We start from the raw sequence: 17,089 nt of genomic DNA on the forward strand, positions 1-17,089 counted from the left end.
CGTTGTCGCCACGAGGGTGCTTTGTCCGCATCTCACCCGCGACCGAGCGGGAGGGTGATTATGGTGGAGGCATGCGCGCAGACGACAGCATCGGCCGGGACCCGCTCCGCTCCCTGCTCACCGACAGGTTCGGCCGGCTGAGCATCCGTTGCGGCCAGCTGATCGTGGTCCTTGCGCTCGGCTGGGTCGTGCTGTTCGCGCTCGTGCAGGTGGAACTCGTGGTCATCCCGCTGCTGGTGTCGCTGATTCTGGCCGCGGCGCTCAGCCCGGTCGTCGGCTGGCTGCTCCGCCGGGGGGTGCCGGCGATCCTCGCCACCTGGATCACCCTGCTCGCGGGGGTGCTCGTGCTCGGCGGCATCGTCACCCTGATCGTGTTCGCGGTGCGCAACCAGTGGGCCGCGCTGGCGACGGCGGCCTCCGAGGGGCTCGACGAACTGCAGGGCTTCCTCGTCGACGGCCCGTTGTCGTTCGACGCCGCCCAGTTCGGGGCGGCCCGGGCGGCGCTGGTGGACGTCCTGACCAGCAGCCAGTTCGGCACCGGTGCGATCGCCGGGGTGTCCGCGGCCGCTGAGGTGCTGACCGGCACTCTGCTCGTCCTGGTGATCGTGTTCTTCTTCCTCAAGGACGGGCCGGCCATCTGGGCGTTCGCGCTCCGCCCGCTGGCCGGCGCCGGCCTCGAGCGGGCCCGCCGGATCGGCGCCATCGCACCGAAGGTGCTCGGCGACTACGTGCGCGGCACCGCCATCATCGCCCTGTTCGACGGCGTCACCATCGGTGCCGGGCTGGCCATCCTCCAGGTGCCGCTGGCGCTGCCGCTGGCGGTGATCGTGTTCCTCACCGCGTTCGTGCCGCTGATCGGCGCGACGATCGCGGGCATCCTCGCAGCCCTCGTCGCACTGGTGGCCAACGGCCCCGTCGTCGCCCTGATCGTCGTTGCGATCGTGGTCCTGGTCAACCAGCTCGAGGGAGACCTGCTCAACCCGCTCGTGATGGCCCAGTCGCTGCGGCTGCACCCGCTGGTGATCCTCGTCGCGCTCACCGCGGGAACCATCCTCGGCGGGATCGCCGGCGCCGTGCTCGCGGTCCCGCTCGTCGCGGTCACCTGGGCGATGGTCAAGGTGTGGGACGGCCCCGACGAGTCCCTGACCCGGCGGGCGCCGTTGCCGTTCCGCCGGAAAAGGGCCGGAGCGTGACGGGCCGGCGCGCGGCGGTGCAGGCCGGGGACCAGAGCGAGGACTGGGCCGGGGACCGCGCCGCCTTCGCCGCCGCCGCGCACTGGTTCGCCGCCATCACCGCGACGATCGACACGGAGTGGAACCGGCCCGCGCTCGGCGACTGGACCGTGCGTGACCTCGTCGGGCACACCAGCCGGGCGCTGCTGACCGTGGAGGCCTACCTCGGTGCGGGCGCCGGTGCCACTGCGGCTGCCGGCGCGCCTGTCGGCGCGGCCGCCGGCGTGACCGCGGCTGCCGGCGTGACGGTGGCCTCGCCCGTCGACTACTACCGCCTCGCGATGGCCTCGGTGGGGGAGCCGTCGGCCGTGGCCGCGCGCGGGCGTGATGCCGGGCGGGCGCTCGGCGACGACCCGGCCGGCGCGGTGGCGGCAATCGCCCGCCGGGTGCTGGCCCAGGTCGACGCGGCGAAACCGGACGACCTCGTCGTCACCCCCGTCGGCGGAATGCGCCTGGCCGGCTACCTGGCCACCCGCACCTTCGAGCTCACCGTGCACACCTGCGACCTGGCCGCGGCCCTCGGCGTGCCGGCCTCGGTTCCGGATGCCGCGGCATCCGCCGGCCTGCACCTGCTCGCCGACCTCGCGGTCGAGAAGGGGCTCGCCGCTGCACTGCTGCGGGCCGCCACCGGACGCGGCCCGCTGCCGGCCGGCTTCACGGTGCTCTGACGGCGGGCGTCCCCGTCGCGGCGCACCTTTGAGCAGCCGGCGCACGGTGGAAGGTGCGCCCGCTTGCCGACGGCGTGCCGCGAGCGTGACGGCGGCGAGCGGGCAGGGCGAGCGGGTCGCCGCACGGGGAGCCCGGGCATCCGCGACTCTGCTAAACTCGGTGGGTTGCCGTTTGACGGCCGCGGATCAAGAGAGCCCAGGCATTCGGCCCCGGGCACCGCGCAGTGAGAGAAAGGGGATCCCATCTATGGCACTCGAAGCCAATGCTAAGAAGGCGATCATCGAAAAGTACGCTACCCACCCGGGCGACACGGGTTCCCCTGAAGTTCAGATTGCCATGCTCACGCAGCGCATCCTGGACCTCACGGAGCACCTCAAGGAGCACAAGCACGACCACCACTCGCGTCGTGGCCTGCTCCTCATGGTTGGTCAGCGTCGCCGTCTGCTCGGCTACCTGTCCGACATCGACATCAGCCGCTACCGCAAGCTGATCGAGAACCTCGGACTGCGCCGCTAGGGCAGCTTTTCGCAGACAACGCGAACTTCTTGCTCGCAAGAGCGTCGAAACGGGTCGTCACCCTCGGGTGGCGGCCCGTTTTCTGTGCCCGGGCCGCCTGTGTGCTCCCTCAACGGGTTCTCCTCAACACCCGGCGTGCTGGGGGCGTCGTCATAGGAAACCCATAGGCGGCGCCCGCAGTCTCGTTACCGTAGACGAGAGAAGGGCGGCACGGACATGAACTCACACGAACGCGGCAGGCGCCTCAGCAGGATCGTGACGGGAACGATCGGGCTCCTGGCCGTGATCGCGGCCTCCGCGCTCGGGCTGCACGACTGGGCAGACACCCTCGCCACCAAGGCCGCAGCCGGCACCACGAGCCAGGTCACCCAGCCGTCCACCGGAGACCGGGAGAGCAACGGGGAGAGTGAGGGCGAGAGCGACGACGAGGGCAGCCCAGACGACGGCGGCTCGGCGTCGACGCCGCTGCAGAACGTCGCCCCGGTCTCGCCCGGCAACGGGCGCACCCCGCACGCCACCACCAACGGGTCCTGAGATGACCACCTCCACCCTCGACTGGCCGCTCTGGTCCACCACGGCCCGCCTGGTCGTCACCGACCCGGCCCGGCTCATCGAGGCGCGCGCGCTCACGGATGCCGTGCTCGCCAAGATCGAGACGGCAACCAGCCGGTTCCGCCCCGACTCGGAGCTCGCGGCCCGGTCCGCCGAGTTCACCTGCGGCGCCGAGGTCAGCGACACGCTCGCCGGCCTCGTCCGAGAGGCCCTGGTCGCCGCCAGGCAGACCGACGGTGACGTGGACCCGACCCTCGCCCACGCGCTCGACGCGGTCGGCTACGACCGGGACATCCGTCTCGTCTTCGACGACGGTGTGCCCGTGCGGGCGATCGCGTCCACCCGCCCGGGCTGGCAGGGCGTCACCCTCGCCGGCAACCGGCTGACCGTGCCGGCGCACCTCGCACTCGACCTGGGCGCCACGGCGAAGGCCGTGGCCGCCGACCGGGCCGCCCGCGAGGTGTTCGACGGCCTCGGCTGCGGGGTGCTCGTCGGCCTCGGCGGCGACATCGCCACGGCCGGACCCGCGCCCGAGGGCGGCTGGCAGGTGCGCGTGCAGGATGCCCCGCTCGACCCGAGCGCGCAGGTCACCCTGAACAGCGGCATGGCCATCGCCACGTCGAGCACGCAGCGGCGGCGGTGGACTCGCGCCGGGCAGCCTCAGCATCACATCCTCAACCCGCGCACCGGCCGGCCGGCCGAGCCCGTCTGGCGTTCAGTCAGTGTCGCGGCCCCGAGCTGCCACCGCTCGAACACCCTGAGCACCGCCGCGATCGTGCGCGGCGGGGCCGCCGTCGGCTGGCTCGGCGCTCTCGGGGTTCCGGCCCGGCTGGTCGCCGCCGACGGTGCCGTGGTCACGCTCGGCGGGTGGCCGGACGACGAGCACGCCGCCCCGGCCGCAGCCACACCCGCGGCCGCACCCCACTCCGCAGCCGCGACACCGGCAGCCAGGCCGGGGGGAGCATCATGAACGAGGCGCTGTGGGCCCTCGGACGTTCGACCGGTGTGGTCGCCCTGGCGCTCTTCACCGTGTCGGTGCTTCTCGGCATCGTCAACCGGTCCGGCCGGTCGCCGGCCGGGCTGCCGCGGTTCTCCGTGGCACTCGTGCACCGCAACGTGTCCCTGCTCGCCACGGTGTTCCTCGGCGTGCACCTGCTCAGCCTGGTCGGCGACTCCTACGCCCAGCTGCGGCTGGTCGACTTCGTCGTGCCCTTCCTCGGCCCGGCGAAACCGTTCTGGCTCGGCCTGGGCACCGTGGCCGTCGACCTGCTGCTCGCCGTCGTGGTGACCGGCCTGCTCAGGAGCCGGGTCGGGGTGAGGGTCTTCCGGGCCGTGCACTGGCTCACCTACCCGCTCTGGCCGGTCGCCCTGGCCCACTCGATCGGCAACGGCACGGATGCCGGCCAGGCCTGGTTCGTCATCTTCGCGCTGGCGTGCACCGCGTCGGTCGGGGCCGCCGCGCTCTGGCGGCTGACCCCGGGTTTCGTGGAGTTCCGCTCCGTGCGGGTGGAGAAGAGCCCGTGAGCGTCGCCGAGGCCGCCGAGGCTACTATGGCCGCTGCCCGGGTGGCCGCGCCGACCGGGACGGCGCGCCTGACCCTGGCCGGGTCGCCCGACCTTGCCACCCACCTGGCGACCTTCGGGCCGTTGCCGGTGCGCGCCGGGCCGGCGGTCCTGCTGGGCGAGTTGCGTGCATCCGGGCTGGAGGGGCGCGGCGGCGCGGCCTTCCCGGCCTGGCGCAAACTGGCCGCCCTGCCCGCCCGCGAACGGGCGCGGGGCCGCCGTGCCGTGGTCGTCGGCAACGCCGCGGAGGGCGAACCGCAGAGCTTCAAGGATGCGACGCTGCTCCGGGTGGCCCCGCACCTGGTGATCGACGGCCTGCTCACGGTCGCGGCCGCCGTCGACGCCCACACCGTCCACCTCTACGCCCGATCGTCGGTGCTGGAATCGGTTTCCCGCGCGCTGGCCGAGCGCCGGGATGCCCGGTCGATCCAGCTGCGGGAAGCCGCGGACGGCTTCATCGCCGGCGAGGCATCCGCCGTCGTCAGCGCCCTGGCCGGTCGCAGCCCCGTGCCGCAGGACCGCACGGTGCGGCTGACCGAATCCGGCCTCGGCGGCCGGCCCACCCTGCTGAACAACGTGGAGACGCTCGCGCACATCGCTCTGATCTCCCGCTTCGGCGCGGCCTGGTTCCGGTCCATCGGCACCCCGTCCGACCCTGGAACCCGCCTGATCACCGTCGGCAGCGACGGGAAGCCGTCGACCGTGCTGGAGATCGCCGGGGGGAGCAGGCTCGGCGACGTCCTGCGCTTCGCCGGGATCGACCCCGGCTCGCTGTCCGCCGTGCTGGTCGGCGGTTACCACGGCGCCTGGCTGCCGGCGTCGGCCCTCGAGGCACGGCTGGACCGGCAGGACCTGGCCGTCTTCGGCGCTGCCCCGGGCGCGGGCATCCTGATGGGACTCGACGCCCGGCACTGCCCGCTCACCCTCGCCGCCGCGATCGCGACCTACCTGGCCGGAGAATCCGCCGGCCGGTGCGGTCCGTGCGTGAACGGGCTGCCGGCCATGGCCGCGGTGCTCGGCCGCCTCGCCCGCGGCGACCAGGACCCTGCCCTGGCCGCCGAGGTGCGCCGCCTGGCCGGGCTCGTCGCCGGCCGCGGGTCGTGCAACCACCCCGACGGCACGGCCCGGTTCGTGCTCAGCACCCTGACCGTCTTCGCCGAGGATGTCGCAGCCCACCAAACGGGGCGCTGCAAGAAAGACCACTCATGACCCGCGACGGTGACCGCAGCGCTCTCCCGCGCCAAACGGGGCGCTGCAAGAAAGACCACTCATGACCCGCGACGAGCCCCGCACCCTGCTGCACATCGACTGGACGAGATGCGACGGGCGCGGGCTGTGCACCGAGATCCTGCCCGAACTGCTGACCCGCGACGACTGGGGTTTTCCGCTGGCGCCCCGGCACGGGTCCGACGTGCCCGTGCAGGACCGGCTGGTCGACGACGCCGTCGAGGCGGTCGCGCTCTGCCCGAGGCTCGCTCTCTCCCTCCTCCAGGATCAGGGGCGGCCGGGCCTGTAAAAGCGGGGCGGTCGCGCCGTCGGGCACCCGGACGGGGGCCGCGGGGCCGTAGCATGGACCGGTACCCAACGGAACGGACACCCCCCGCTATGAGCCTCTGGCGCACCAAAAGCATTGAGGCCTCCATGGCCGACTCCCACGAAAAAGGCCACAGCCTCAAGCGAACGCTGGGCACCTGGGACCTCATGATCATGGGCGTCGCGGTCGCGGTGGGCGCCGGGATCTTCTCGGTCGGCGCGAAGGCGGCCGGAAGCTACGCCGGCCCATCCGTCACCCTCGGTTTCCTGCTCGCCGCCATCACCTGTGCGCTGGCCATCATGTGTTACGCCGAGTTCGCCTCTGCGGTGCCGGTCGCCGGCTCCGCGTACACGTTCACCTACGCCACCCTCGGCGAACTGCTCGCCTGGATCATCGGCTGGGACCTCATCCTCGAAATGCTCACCGCCGGCGCCGTGATCGCGAAGTACTGGGGCATCTACCTCAGCAAGGTCTTCGAACTGGCGAACTGGGATGTCCCGGCCACCATCTCGGTCTTCGGCCTGCAGGTGAGCTGGGGCGCCTTCGTCATCGTCGCCATCTTCACGGCGCTGCTCGTGCTGGGCACCAAGCTCTCCGCGCGGGTGGCCAGCGTGTTCACGATCCTCAAGGTCGCGATCGTGCTCTTCGTCATCGTCGTCGGCGCGTTCTACATCAAACCGGAGAACTACACTCCGTTCATCCCCGAGGCCGTGCCCGGCACGGGCGGCGACGGGGACGTCTGGATGCAGTCCCTGTTCTCCTTCATGACCGGCGCGCACCCGGCCCAGTACGGCATCTTCGGCCTGCTGGCCGGCGCATCGCTCGTCTTCTTCGCGTTCATCGGCTTCGACGTGGTCGCCACCAGTGCCGAGGAGGTCAAAAACCCGCAGAAGACCCTGCCGCGCGGCATCTTCGCCGGCCTGGCCATCGTGACCGTGCTCTACCTCGGTGTCAGTCTCGTCCTCACCGGCATGGTCCCGTACACGGTGCTCGCCGACGACCCCAACGCCTCGCTCGCCACGGCGTTCATCGCCGTCGGCGCCGGCTGGGCAGCCCAGGTGATCTCCGTCGGCATCCTGGTCGGCCTGACCACGGTCATCATGGTGCTGCTGCTCGGCCTCTCCCGCGTGCTGTTCGCGATGAGCCGCGACGGTCTCCTGCCGCGCAGCCTGAGTGTCACCTCCGCCAAGCGCGGCACGCCGGCCCGGGTCCAGATCATCGCCGGCACCGCCGTCGCCCTGATCGCGGGCTTCACCGACGTCGGAGTGCTCGAGGAGATGATCAACATCGGAACGCTCTCTGCGTTCGTGCTGGTGAGCATCGCCGTGATCGTGCTCCGCAAGAAGCGGCCCGACCTCAAGCGGGCCTTCTCGGTTCCGTTCTCGCCCTACCTGCCGATCCTCTCGGCCGTGCTCTGCTTCTGGCTGATGCTCAACCTGACCACGCTCACCTGGGTGCGGTTCGCGGTCTGGCTCGCGATCGGGCTGGCCGTGTACTTCGCCTACGGCCGCCGCCGGTCCGTCGTCGGCATCGAGGCGAAGCGCGTCTACGACGCCACCCTCCGCGAGGAGGCCATCGCCGAGGAAGAGGCGATCCGCCGCCCGTAACGGCCAGGGTGCGCCTCGCGGCGCAGATTGGGGAAGCCGGCGCACGGTAGAACCTGCGCCAGCCGGCCAAAGGTGTGCCGCGACGTTCCGGAAGGCCGCAGACCGGCCTCCGCGGCACCGGTTAACGCCGGATGCCGGCGAGGAGGTCCGCAGACCACCTCGCCGGCATCGGCGTGTTCCCGGCTGGTTCCCCTACAGGCGGTACAGGCGGGCCTCCCACGGCCGGAGCGCCGCGGCGGCGACGGCGTCGTCCGGGTAGTTGCCGAGGACGAGTTCGGCCCCGGACATGTCCACCGGCAGCGGGGCGTCGAGTGGTTCATCCGACGCGTTCGCCACGACGAGCAGCGTCTCCTCGCCGAGGGTGCGGGTGAACGCGTAGAGCCGCTCGTGCTCCGGCTCGAGCAGGGTGAACGAGCCGAGCGCGACGACGGGGTTCTCGTGGCGGAGGACGATCAGACGCTGGTAGAACCGGAACACGCTCTTCTCCGCCGCCCGGTCGGCCGCCACGCTGATCTCCCTGTGGTTCGGGTTGACCGGGAGCCAGGGTGTGCCGGTGGTGAAGCCGGCCTGCTCCGTCGCATCCCACTGCATCGGCGTGCGCGCGTTGTCCCGGCTCATGGTCTGCACCCCGGCGAGCACACTGCCCGGGTCCAGGTCGAACTCGTCCACGGCCTCCCGGTAGTGGTTGAGCGACTCGAGGTCGCGGTAGTCGTCGATCGAGTCGAACCGCACGTTGGTCATGCCGATCTCCTCGCCCTGGTACACGTAGGGGGTGCCGCGGTGCAGGTGCAGCACCAGTCCCCACAGCGTCGCCGACTCGTAGCGCCAGGAGGTGTCGTTGCCGAACCGGGAGACGAGCCGGGGCTGGTCGTGGTTGTTGAGGTAGAGGCTGTTCCAGCCCGTCTCGGCCAGGCCGTCCTGCCAGTGCGCCAGGTTCTTCTTCAGCGCCGGCAGGCTGCGGGGGAGCACGTCGAACTTGTTCGCGCCGTGGTCGAGGCCGACGTGTTCGAACTGGAAGATCATGTCGACCTCGCCGCGGGCCGGGTCGGTGAAGAGCACGGCGTCGTCGGTGTCCACGCCCGGCATCTCGCCGACAGTGAGGTGCTCGCCGGTCCTCCCGGCGAAGACGGCCTCGTGCATCTCGTGCAGGTAGTCGTGGATCTGCGCTCCCATCGGGGAGCCGCCGCCGGTCGCGGGCGCCGGGCCGTCGATCAGCCCGACCTGCTTCGCGATGTAGTTGATCACGTCCATCCGGAACCCGTCGACGCCGCGGTCCAGCCACCAGTTCATCATCGAGTAGACGGCCTGGCGGACCTCGGGGTTCTCCCAGTTGAGGTCGGGTTGCTGCTTCGCGAAGAGGTGCAGGTAGTACTCGCCGGTCGCCTCGTCGAGGGTCCAGGCCGGGCCGCTGAAGGCGCTGCCCCAGCCGTTCGGCGGACCTTCGTCGCCCCGGGGCTTCCGCCACCAGTACCAGTCTCGTTTCGGGTTGGTCAGGGAGGAGCGCGATTCCCGGAACCAGGCGTGCTCATCGCTGGTGTGGTTGACCACGAGGTCCATCACGATTTTGATGCCGCGCTCATGCGCCTCGGCCAGGAGCAGGTCGAACTCGGCCAGGCTGCCGAACACGGGATCGATCTCCTGGTAGTCGCTGATGTCGTAGCCGTTGTCGTGTTGCGGCGACGGGTAGACGGGGGAGAGCCAGAGGGCATCCACTCCCAGCTCGGCGAGGTAGTCCAGTCGGCCGCGGATGCCGCCGAGGTCGCCGATGCCGTCGCCGTCGGAGTCCGCGAAACTGCGCGGGTAGACCTGGTAGACCACGGCGCGGGTCCACCACGGGGCTGCGGCCCCGGCGTCGGCGAGCGTGGCTGCGGGGGTGGTGCTGGTCATGTGATGGATCCTCTCATCACGCCGGAGATGACCCGGCGCTGGGCAAAAACGTACACGATCAGGAGCGGCGCCATGGCCATCAGGTAGAAGACGGCAGGGTGTGGGAGCCGGGGTCGGGGAGCACGACGAGGGGCAGAATAGGATCGGGCATGGCACCGTTGGAACCGCCATCCGGTGCACGCCGCGCGAGCGAGAGGCTGGAAATGCAGTTCGGAATCTTCACGGTCGGCGACCTGACCACCAATCCCACGACCGGCCGCACTCCGACCGAGCACGACCGGATCACGGCGATGGTGGCGATCGCGGTCAAGGCCGAAGAGGTCGGCCTCGACGTCTTCGCGGCCGGGGAGCACCACAATCCGCCGTTCGTGCCGTCGTCGCCGACGACCCTGCTCGGCTACATCGCTGCCAAGACCGAGCGCATCATCCTGTCGACGGCGACGACCCTGATCACCACCAACGACCCGGTGAAGATCGCCGAGGACTTCGCGATGCTGCAGCACGTCTCCGACGGCCGGGTCGACCTCATGCTCGGCCGCGGCAACACCGGCCCCGTCTATCCGTGGTTTGGCCAGGACATCCGACAGGGCATCCCGCTCGCCCTGGAGAACTACGCGCTGCTCCGCCGGTTGTGGCGGGAGGACATCGTCGACTGGGAGGGCCAGTTCCGCGCGCCGTTGCAGGGCTTCACCGCCACGCCGCGCCCGCTCGACGGGGTTCCGCCGTTCGTCTGGCACGGCAGCATCCGCAGCCCCGAGATCGCCGAACAGGCCGCCTATTACGGTGACGGCTTCTTCGCCAACAACATCTTCTGGCCCAAGGAGCACTACCAGAAGCTGATCGGGCTCTACCGGGCCAGATTCGAGCACTACGGGCACGGCACCGCAGACCAGGCCATCGTCGGCCTCGGCGGCCAGGTCTTCATGCGGGCGAAGTCGCAGGACGCCGTCGACGAGTTCCGCCCGTACTTCGACAACGCCCCGGTCTACGGCCACGGGCCGAGCCTGGAGGATTTCACCGAGCAGACCCCGCTCACCGTCGGCAGCCCGCAGCAGGTCATCGACCGGTATGCCGGCATGCGCGACTTCTTCGGCGACTACCAGCGCCAGCTGTTCCTGATGGACCACGCCGGCCTGCCGTTGAAGACCGTGCTCGAACAACTCGACATCCTCGGCGGCGAGGTCGTTCCGGTGCTCCGCCGGGAACTGGCGAAGAACCGTCCGGCGCGCGTGCCGGATGCCCCGACCCACGCCAGCCTCACCGCCGCGGCCGCTGCCCACCAGGGCGTGGCCGGGGCGGCGGCCGCCGTCCGGGCAGGCTGACCGGTCGGGGCCGGATCGAGCCGGTCGGCAGCGCACCACAATCGAGGAGGTGGCGGGCTGGGCGACGCTACTCGGTCAGACTGCCCGCTGCGGGCGGGTTCGCCACCGGACTCGAACCGGCCCGGCGGGTGCTTACTTCGTCGGCGATCACCACCAGCGCCACGACCGCATTGGTGAGCCAGAGCAGTGCGAGTCCGTCCACCGGTGGAAGGACGGTCGCGGCGGCCAGATAGGCAGCGGCCAGAACCGCGATGCCGGCCAGATGGGATCTCAGCCACGGGCGCCCGATCGACCGTTTGAACAGGAGATTCCCGATCAGGTAGAGGGCCGGGGCACCGACCACGACGGCGAGGCCGGCGGCGCTAGGCGGATCCTCCGGGTGCACGAGCACGAGTTCATCGCCGACCGCGCTGAGGACAACGCCCGCGACGATGGGAATGTGCAGGTAGACGTAAGTGAGCCGGGCGATCGGTCCGGTCAGCTCCGAGGACCGGATGAAGCGTGAGCCGTGCTCCGCTCCGTGGCTGAAGTACAACAGCCAGAACAGAATCGTGCTCACGAACGCGGCCAGAACCCCGCTGACGGCGGCGAGGCTGAGTTCGCCCTGGCTGAAGGCGGTCCCGGTCACCAGGATCGACTCGCCGAGCGCCAGGATGATGAAGAGCCCGCTGCGCTCGGCAATGTGGCCACCGGACACCGACCAGGATGACGTCGGCGAGGCCCCGAGGAACGGCGTGTAGTAGCGCGCCGAGGGGCCGAGGACTTCGACCAGGATCGCCGTGGCCCACAGAACGAGTTGTGCGTCGCCGCCGAGAACGGCCCCGAGAATCCACAGCGGCGCGGTGACCAGAAACCAGATCGTGATCCGGGTGATGTTCATCCCGTTGGCCCTGTCCACGGCGCGGTAACACCAGGCCAGGAAAGTGGTGCGGCCAACCTGCATCACGACATACGCGATGGCGAATCCCAGCGCCCGGTCGCCGAATGCCCCGGGGATCGAGGTGCTCAGCACCAGGCCGAGCAGCATCAGAACGAACAGCATCAGGCGCACCGGCCCGGTCTCGGGGTCGAGCCAGTTGGTCGCCCAGGCGGTGTACATCCAGACCCACCACACGGCGACCAGGATGACCGCTGCCTCGGCCAGGCCCCGCACGTCGAGATGGTCCACGATGGTGTGGGAGAGCTGGGTGATCGCGAAGACGAAGACGAGATCGAAGAACAGCTCGATGAAGGTCACCCGGTCCTGGCCCTCGCTCTCATCCCGGGCACGGAACAGGCGTGGTCGATTCAGACTCAGCGTCATCCGTTCTCCCTCCGCCGTGCCCGCAGCACCGGTGCAGGACAGGCCCAGAATACTGGAGGCGACGGCGCCGAACTAGGGACAGCAGGATGCCGGACTCACCTGCGCGGTGAGCTTCTGGCCTTCCGTGAGGAGGGGTTCAGTTCGGATCCGCCCTGTCCGCCGGCGCATCTCGCGAGCGCGAACCCGGCGAGCAGGAGCATGGCTCCTGCCCACCGGGTTCGCGCAGCGCCCGAACGGGCACGTTCGGCTGTGGCGATTCGGCTCAGCTCCTCGGTTTCGTGCCCGAGAACCGAACCGTCATCGATGTGCCGTTCTGCTTGACGACCTCGACCTTCACGCCGGCGTTCGCGACCTTCACGCCCTGGCCGATCGCCGCGATTCCCTCCCAGTTCTTCGTGTCGTCGAAGACCGGCTGCGCGGCCTGACCGCGGATCAACGACGGCGTGCTCTTCTGGTTGAGGGTGAACGAGTCGGCCCGGGTCAGGCTGAACGGTGCGTCGTAGAGCTGGACCCGGTTTCGCCATGGTGCCCCGTTGAGACCGATGATGGGCTGAGGGTGGGCGTCGACGTACAGGTTCCGTCCTGCCCCTGGGTGCGCGCTGACATTGTTGTCGGCCTGCGAGGTGTCCCAGTAGGAGATCATCAGTCCCTGCTGGTAGGGGAAGTGCTCCACGAGGTCGGGCTTCGTGTTCGCGAACCCGAAGTTGTACGGTCCCGTCTTGAGATAGCGGTCATAGGCGACGTGTGAGCGATTGCCGGCGATGTAGTAGTTGTCGTACTCCGCCGTTTCGACACCCGTGGTGCGGATGAAGCCGCTCGCCGTCCAGCCCGGATCGAGCGTCTCCGCCCCGTCCGAGAAGAGAACGGTCGATCCGGCGGCGATGCTCACGTCGTCGACGAAGATGCCGGACGGCAGGCTCGCATCGGTTCCCTGGGCCGCGCCGTCGGTCACGTAGCTGAAACGCACGCTGACCGTCTTGCCGGCGAAGGCGGCCAGGTCGAAGCTGGCGGGCTGCCAGCCGGCGCTGAGGCCGTCGATGCCGTTGCCCTCCGCCGCGTTCGCAATGGAACCGGGAACCGCCTTCCAGCCCGTTCCGTCGTCCACTTCGACGTAGGCGTAGTCGCACGGGTCCGGTCCGCAGTCCTCGATGTTCCAGTTGGCCTGGAAGGTGAGGGACGCGGAGCCGGCCGGGAGGGTCACACTGCGGGCGAGGGTCTGGTTCAGATCGTCGCCTTGACCGCTCCACCACTCGTACGACCCTGCCACCGGGGTGACGAGCGTGTTGGTGACGACCTTCTTGGGAAGCACGACGACCGCGGCCTGCGCCGTGGCCGAGTTGTACTCCTCCGGGCCGAGCTGGAGGGTCTTCTTCTCTCCGGCGAGCACGACCTCGTAGTCGAGCCAGCCCAGCTGCAGCTTCTCCCAGGCTCCGATGTCGCCCGGTTTCTCGCCGAGCGCCTGGCCGGCTGCGCCCAGCCGGCTCTGCGACATCAGGGTCCACCACTCGTTGTTGTTGCTCGGGCCGCCTGCGGTGTCGTAGTCGTCCGGGAGCCCGAGGTCGTGGCCATACTCGTGCGCGAATACGCTCAGCCCGCCGTTCTCCGGCTGGATCGTGTAGTCGCCCACCCACAGACCGGTATCGGCGATCTCGGTGCCGCCGAGCAGGTTGTCGGCCGGACCGGACTGTCCGGCCTGGTTGAAGTAGGCGTACCAGCGGTGGCTCCACACGGCATCCTCGCCCTGGGTCGGGTCGCCGTCGGCCTGGTCTCCGCCCGAATGCACGACCTGGAAGTGGTCGATGTAGCCGTCCGGTTCGTTGAAGTTGCCGTCCTGGTCGAAGTCGTAGCGATCCCACTGGTCGTAGCCGGCGAGGGCCGCCTTGATCTGCGCCTCGGTCTGGCCCGCGGACTCCTGGTCGGCGACCCACTGGTTGATCCCGTCCCGCACCAGGTCCCAGGTGTTGCTGCAGACATTGGAGGCGCAGGGGAAACCGTTCGAGCGGCCGTAGCGAGCCTCGTTGAAGGGAACCTTCACCCAGTCTGACACCTGCCCGTCGACGCTGTACCGGCCGGACGACTGGGCCTCGTAGTAGGTCTTGAGCGACTCCACGCCCGCTCCGGCGCCGAAGTACAGGTCCTGGAAGTGGGCCTGGCCGTAGTCGGCCTGCCAGACGGTGCTGTTGTCGACCGTGCGGTCCGGCTGCGGGATCGCGTTGTGTAGCGGGCCGGTGAACACCGACGGCCCCGGGGTCGTCGGGTCGGTGTCCTGGTCGGGATACGCAGGGTCCCGCTGGTCGCCGAACTCGGCCAGGATCACGAAGATCTTGTCGGTCTTCTCCCGGGCGATCTCGACGAACTTGTCCTGCTTCTTGCCCTCGCGAGCCTTTCCGTTGAGGCGGACGACCGTGCTCCCCTCGCTCTTGGTCGCGGTGGCCTCACCCTTGAGGACCTGCTGCACCGCCTCCTCGCGCAGCGCGCGGCGCTTGTCCTCGGCCGGGTTGGGCAGCTCATCGGACGCGCGAGCAGCGGCGGTGTCCGCCGGGGGTGCTGCCGACGGCGGGGACGCGGCCGCGGTCAGCGGGCTCCCTCCCACGAGGCCGGCGGCGACGAGCGCCGCTCCAGCCAGGGTCGCGACGAGCATGGACATTCTTCGGCTGGGCTTTGGGCTCATGAACTGGTCCTTTTCGTGGTGTGACACGGCGAAAACCGTGCCGCGAAATTGCGCAGTGGCCCAAACCTAGTGCGCGGTTCACCCTCGAACGGGGTTGGTTATAACGGTTGGGTCACGACGTCGCCGTTCGCCGGACCAGGCCGGGCGCCGATTTTGGCCGGGCGCCGCCCGCGCGGGATACTGATCGGGCGGCCTGGAACGGATGCTTCCAGCCCCCGGAAGCAGACCACCATGACCAGCGTGCCCCCGCAGTCCCCGACGGATGCGCGTGAGGCATTCTTCGCCGCCCGCAGGGCGATCCCCTCCTCGGTCGACCTGTCCGTGCGAATCGGCGCACTCACCCTGGCCAACCCGGTCATGCCCGCGTCCGGCTGCTTCGGCCCGGCGCTGGGCCGGCTCATCCCGGCCGGCGAACTCGGCGCCGTCGTCACCAAGACCGTCTTCGGCAGCCCCCGCGGCGGCAATCCGGCGCACCGCCTGACCGAGATCCGCGCCGGGATGGTCAACAGTGTCGGCATCCCGAGCCGTGGGGCGTCCGGCTACCTGGCCGAGTTGCATCCGCGCTACCTGGCCCTCGGCGTGCCCGTCATCATCAGCGTCGGCGGCCACCGCCCCGGCGAATACGCACCGGTGATCACCGACCTCCGCGGCGCGGGCGACGCGTACGAGCTCAACGTGTCCTGCCCGAACCTGGACCGACTCGGCACGGACATCGGCTCAGACCCCGACGCCATCTCGGCCGTGGTGCGCGCGGCCCGCGAGTCCACCGACAAACCGCTGATCGTCAAGCTCCCGGTCCTGGCCTCCTCGATCGCGGAGTGCGCGCTCGCCGCGAAGGAGGCGGGAGCCGACGCTCTCTGCGTGGCCAATTCGATTCCTGCCCTGCCGCTCCAGCCGCACACGCGCAGCCCGGCCCTGGGCAACGTGATCGGCGGGCTCTCCGGCCCGTCGATCCGCCCGATCGTGCTCCGGCTGGTCTGGCTGGCCTCCCGCGCCGTGCAGATCCCGGTCATCGCCTGCGGCGGGATCGAGACCGCCGACGATGCCCTCGACTACTTCTCGGTCGGGGCGCGGGCCGTGCAGGTGGGCACCGCGAACTTCGGCCGGCCATTCGCCATGGTCGAGATCGTGCGCGCGCTGCAGGAACGCTGCGCCGACGACGAGGTGGCCGGCATCCGTGACCTGATCGACCTGTGGAGGGCTCAATGACCGGTATGGCTTCCCTCGCCCGCGAGGCGCTGCGGCGCCAGCAGGCCTTCGCCGCGGCCGATGAGGCCGCCCTCGACGGCCTCATCGCCGTGCGCCCTCCCGCCGCGGAACCTCGGCCGGAGCCGGTCTGGGACGACGCCAGGGTGCTCGAACACACCGACGTGGGCGAGCGGTACCGTCGCCTCCTCCTGTCGACGGGCACCATCGCCCGCACCGCGCTCGCCGGTCAGTTCCTGATGATCACGGTGCCGCCCAGCGGCGGGGAACGGATCCTGCTGCCGCGCCCGATGGCGATCCACCGCCGGCACCCCGAGGCAGGGACCGTCGAGGTGATCTACGGTGTCTCCGGCCGCGGCACCACCGCGCTCGCCGACGTCGCCGTGGGGGCCGGCCTGCTCGTCACCGGGCCGCTCGGCCGCGGGTTCGAGTTCCCGGAGGGTGCCCGCACGGCGCTGCTGATCGGCCGGGGTGTCGGCGTCTGCGCCATCATGGGCTCGGTCGAGGATGCCGCGGCGCGGGGCATCCAAGCGACCGTGGCGCTCAGCGGCCGCACCCTCTCCGACCTGATCGGCGTCGCCGACTGCGCCGAACTCGGCGCCGCCGTCATCCCGGTCACCGACGACGACGGGTCGAGCGCCATTCCCGCGCTCGCCGCCCGGCTGCGGGCCGAATTCCGGGCCGCGCCGCCGGCGGTGATCCTGGTCTGCGGGGCCGGCGTGCTCGCCCGCCTCGCCGCCGAACTCGGCGCCGAGTGGGAGGTGCCGGTGCAGGTCTCGCTCGAGGCGCACATGGCCTGCGGCCTCGGCTACTGCCATGGCTGCGCCGCCCCGGTCGCCACCGACCCGGAAACGGAGGGGCCGCTGGTCTGCGTCGACGGCCCCGTGTTCGACGCGGTCCTGCCCGCAGCATCGCGCTGACCGCGCCCCCGGCCGTTCGCGCCGCCACCGCCTGATCGAGAGGCGCTCTGTTAGACTGGTGGAGGTCAATCTCCGGATCGGCCGAACACAACGGAGCAGGTCGGCGGA

Annotated in this window: 15 protein-coding genes and 1 pseudogene; 12 read left to right on the forward strand and 4 right to left on the reverse strand. The window is 70.5% G+C overall.

Annotation, left to right across the window (positions count from 1 at the left end; translation table 11 throughout):
* The first annotated feature begins 71 nt into the window (after positions 1-71).
* The 9 genes from E3O48_RS06320 (at position 72) to E3O48_RS06360 (ending at position 7,672) form a co-directional block, all read left to right on the forward strand.
* Complete coding sequence (locus E3O48_RS06320) at positions 72-1,193, forward strand: AI-2E family transporter (protein WP_134537747.1); 1,122 nt, start codon at positions 72-74, stop codon at positions 1,191-1,193.
* Positions 1,190-1,900 carry a maleylpyruvate isomerase N-terminal domain-containing protein gene (locus E3O48_RS06325; protein WP_241982430.1) on the forward strand — a complete coding sequence of 237 codons (711 nt, stop codon included), beginning with the start codon at positions 1,190-1,192 and terminating at the stop codon, positions 1,898-1,900. The genes E3O48_RS06320 and E3O48_RS06325 overlap by 4 nt, the downstream gene beginning before the upstream one ends.
* Positions 1,901-2,147: 247 nt before the next feature.
* A complete protein-coding gene (rpsO, locus tag E3O48_RS06330) occupies positions 2,148-2,417 on the forward strand; it encodes a 30S ribosomal protein S15 (RefSeq protein WP_134537748.1) in 270 nt (89 codons plus the stop codon).
* Positions 2,418-2,633: 216 nt separating this feature from the next.
* Positions 2,634-2,951 carry a hypothetical protein gene (locus E3O48_RS06335; RefSeq protein WP_134537749.1) on the forward strand — a complete coding sequence of 106 codons (318 nt, stop codon included), beginning with the start codon at positions 2,634-2,636 and terminating at the stop codon, positions 2,949-2,951.
* Between the two features lies 1 nt (position 2,952).
* Positions 2,953-3,939, forward strand: coding sequence for an FAD:protein FMN transferase (locus E3O48_RS06340; protein ID WP_134537750.1), 987 nt, complete (start codon positions 2,953-2,955; stop codon positions 3,937-3,939).
* On the forward strand, positions 3,936-4,493 hold the full coding sequence (locus E3O48_RS06345) for a ferric reductase-like transmembrane domain-containing protein (RefSeq protein WP_134537751.1): 558 nt from the start codon (positions 3,936-3,938) through the stop codon (positions 4,491-4,493). Before E3O48_RS06340 ends, E3O48_RS06345 begins: the two co-directional genes overlap by 4 nt.
* Positions 4,490-5,740 carry an NADH-ubiquinone oxidoreductase-F iron-sulfur binding region domain-containing protein gene (locus E3O48_RS06350; RefSeq protein WP_198413031.1) on the forward strand — a complete coding sequence of 417 codons (1,251 nt, stop codon included), beginning with the start codon at positions 4,490-4,492 and terminating at the stop codon, positions 5,738-5,740. Before E3O48_RS06345 ends, E3O48_RS06350 begins: the two co-directional genes overlap by 4 nt.
* 61 nt (positions 5,741-5,801) lie before the next feature.
* On the forward strand, positions 5,802-6,047 hold the full coding sequence (locus E3O48_RS06355) for a ferredoxin (protein WP_134537752.1): 246 nt from the start codon (positions 5,802-5,804) through the stop codon (positions 6,045-6,047).
* 89 nt (positions 6,048-6,136) lie between these two features.
* Entirely contained in the window at positions 6,137-7,672 is a 1,536-nt protein-coding gene (locus E3O48_RS06360) for an amino acid permease (protein WP_134537753.1), read from the forward strand.
* 192 nt (positions 7,673-7,864) lie between these two features.
* On the opposite strand, the gene E3O48_RS06365 is transcribed toward E3O48_RS06360, so the two are convergent.
* Positions 7,865-9,559 carry an alpha-glucosidase gene (locus E3O48_RS06365; protein ID WP_134537754.1) on the reverse strand — a complete coding sequence of 565 codons (1,695 nt, stop codon included), beginning with the start codon at positions 9,557-9,559 and terminating at the stop codon, positions 7,865-7,867.
* Positions 9,556-9,713, reverse strand: a pseudogene (locus tag E3O48_RS18310) (carbohydrate ABC transporter permease); the annotation flags it as partial. The gene E3O48_RS06365 and the pseudogene E3O48_RS18310, both read right to left, overlap by 4 nt.
* Positions 9,714-9,762: 49 nt before the next feature.
* Between E3O48_RS18310 and E3O48_RS06375 the strand changes: the two are divergent.
* Positions 9,763-10,881, forward strand: coding sequence for an LLM class flavin-dependent oxidoreductase (locus tag E3O48_RS06375; protein ID WP_134537755.1), 1,119 nt, complete (start codon positions 9,763-9,765; stop codon positions 10,879-10,881).
* 67 nt (positions 10,882-10,948) lie between these two features.
* Here the strand turns inward: E3O48_RS06375 and E3O48_RS06380 are convergent, their stop codons facing one another.
* Both E3O48_RS06380 and E3O48_RS06385 read right to left on the reverse strand, forming a co-directional pair.
* Positions 10,949-12,184 carry a low temperature requirement protein A gene (locus tag E3O48_RS06380; protein ID WP_134537756.1) on the reverse strand — a complete coding sequence of 412 codons (1,236 nt, stop codon included), beginning with the start codon at positions 12,182-12,184 and terminating at the stop codon, positions 10,949-10,951.
* Positions 12,185-12,446: 262 nt separating this feature from the next.
* Positions 12,447-14,855, reverse strand: a complete 2,409-nt coding sequence (locus tag E3O48_RS06385; protein ID WP_198413032.1) for an immune inhibitor A domain-containing protein — start codon at positions 14,853-14,855, stop codon at positions 12,447-12,449.
* A 231-nt stretch (positions 14,856-15,086) separates the two neighbouring features.
* Here E3O48_RS06385 and E3O48_RS06390 point away from each other — a divergent pair, with 231 nt between their 5' ends.
* Together E3O48_RS06390 and E3O48_RS06395 are read left to right on the forward strand one after the other, a co-directional pair.
* Positions 15,087-16,064 (forward strand): dihydroorotate dehydrogenase, encoded by a 978-nt coding sequence (locus E3O48_RS06390; RefSeq protein WP_134537757.1) that lies wholly within the window; start codon positions 15,087-15,089, stop codon positions 16,062-16,064.
* Positions 16,061-16,981 carry a dihydroorotate oxidase electron transfer subunit gene (locus E3O48_RS06395; RefSeq protein ID WP_198413033.1) on the forward strand — a complete coding sequence of 307 codons (921 nt, stop codon included), beginning with the start codon at positions 16,061-16,063 and terminating at the stop codon, positions 16,979-16,981. Before E3O48_RS06390 ends, E3O48_RS06395 begins: the two co-directional genes overlap by 4 nt.
* Positions 16,982-17,089 lie beyond the last annotated feature (108 nt).

The sequence above is a fragment of the Cryobacterium sp. HLT2-28 genome (assembly GCF_004402495.1).
In the GTDB taxonomy this organism is placed as follows: domain Bacteria; phylum Actinomycetota; class Actinomycetes; order Actinomycetales; family Microbacteriaceae; genus Cryobacterium; species Cryobacterium mannosilyticum.

What these genes read in the sequence shown, in the direction of transcription:
- E3O48_RS06320 (WP_134537747.1), top strand. Translation starts at nt 72, where the DNA reads ATGCGCGCAGACGACAGCATCGGCCGGGACCCGCTCCGCTCCCTGCTC.
- rpsO (WP_134537748.1), top strand. Translation starts at nt 2,148, where the DNA reads ATGGCACTCGAAGCCAATGCTAAGAAGGCGATCATCGAAAAGTACGCT.
- E3O48_RS06335 (WP_134537749.1), top strand. Translation starts at nt 2,634, where the DNA reads ATGAACTCACACGAACGCGGCAGGCGCCTCAGCAGGATCGTGACGGGA.
- E3O48_RS06340 (WP_134537750.1), top strand. Translation starts at nt 2,953, where the DNA reads ATGACCACCTCCACCCTCGACTGGCCGCTCTGGTCCACCACGGCCCGC.
- E3O48_RS06345 (WP_134537751.1), top strand. Translation starts at nt 3,936, where the DNA reads ATGAACGAGGCGCTGTGGGCCCTCGGACGTTCGACCGGTGTGGTCGCC.
- E3O48_RS06355 (WP_134537752.1), top strand. Translation starts at nt 5,802, where the DNA reads ATGACCCGCGACGAGCCCCGCACCCTGCTGCACATCGACTGGACGAGA.
- E3O48_RS06360 (WP_134537753.1), top strand. Translation starts at nt 6,137, where the DNA reads ATGAGCCTCTGGCGCACCAAAAGCATTGAGGCCTCCATGGCCGACTCC.
- E3O48_RS06365 (WP_134537754.1), bottom strand. Translation starts at nt 9,559, where the DNA reads ATGACCAGCACCACCCCCGCAGCCACGCTCGCCGACGCCGGGGCCGCA.
- E3O48_RS06375 (WP_134537755.1), top strand. Translation starts at nt 9,763, where the DNA reads ATGCAGTTCGGAATCTTCACGGTCGGCGACCTGACCACCAATCCCACG.
- E3O48_RS06380 (WP_134537756.1), bottom strand. Translation starts at nt 12,184, where the DNA reads ATGACGCTGAGTCTGAATCGACCACGCCTGTTCCGTGCCCGGGATGAG.
- E3O48_RS06385 (WP_198413032.1), bottom strand. Translation starts at nt 14,855, where the DNA reads ATGAGCCCAAAGCCCAGCCGAAGAATGTCCATGCTCGTCGCGACCCTG.
- E3O48_RS06390 (WP_134537757.1), top strand. Translation starts at nt 15,087, where the DNA reads ATGACCAGCGTGCCCCCGCAGTCCCCGACGGATGCGCGTGAGGCATTC.
- E3O48_RS06395 (WP_198413033.1), top strand. Translation starts at nt 16,061, where the DNA reads ATGACCGGTATGGCTTCCCTCGCCCGCGAGGCGCTGCGGCGCCAGCAG.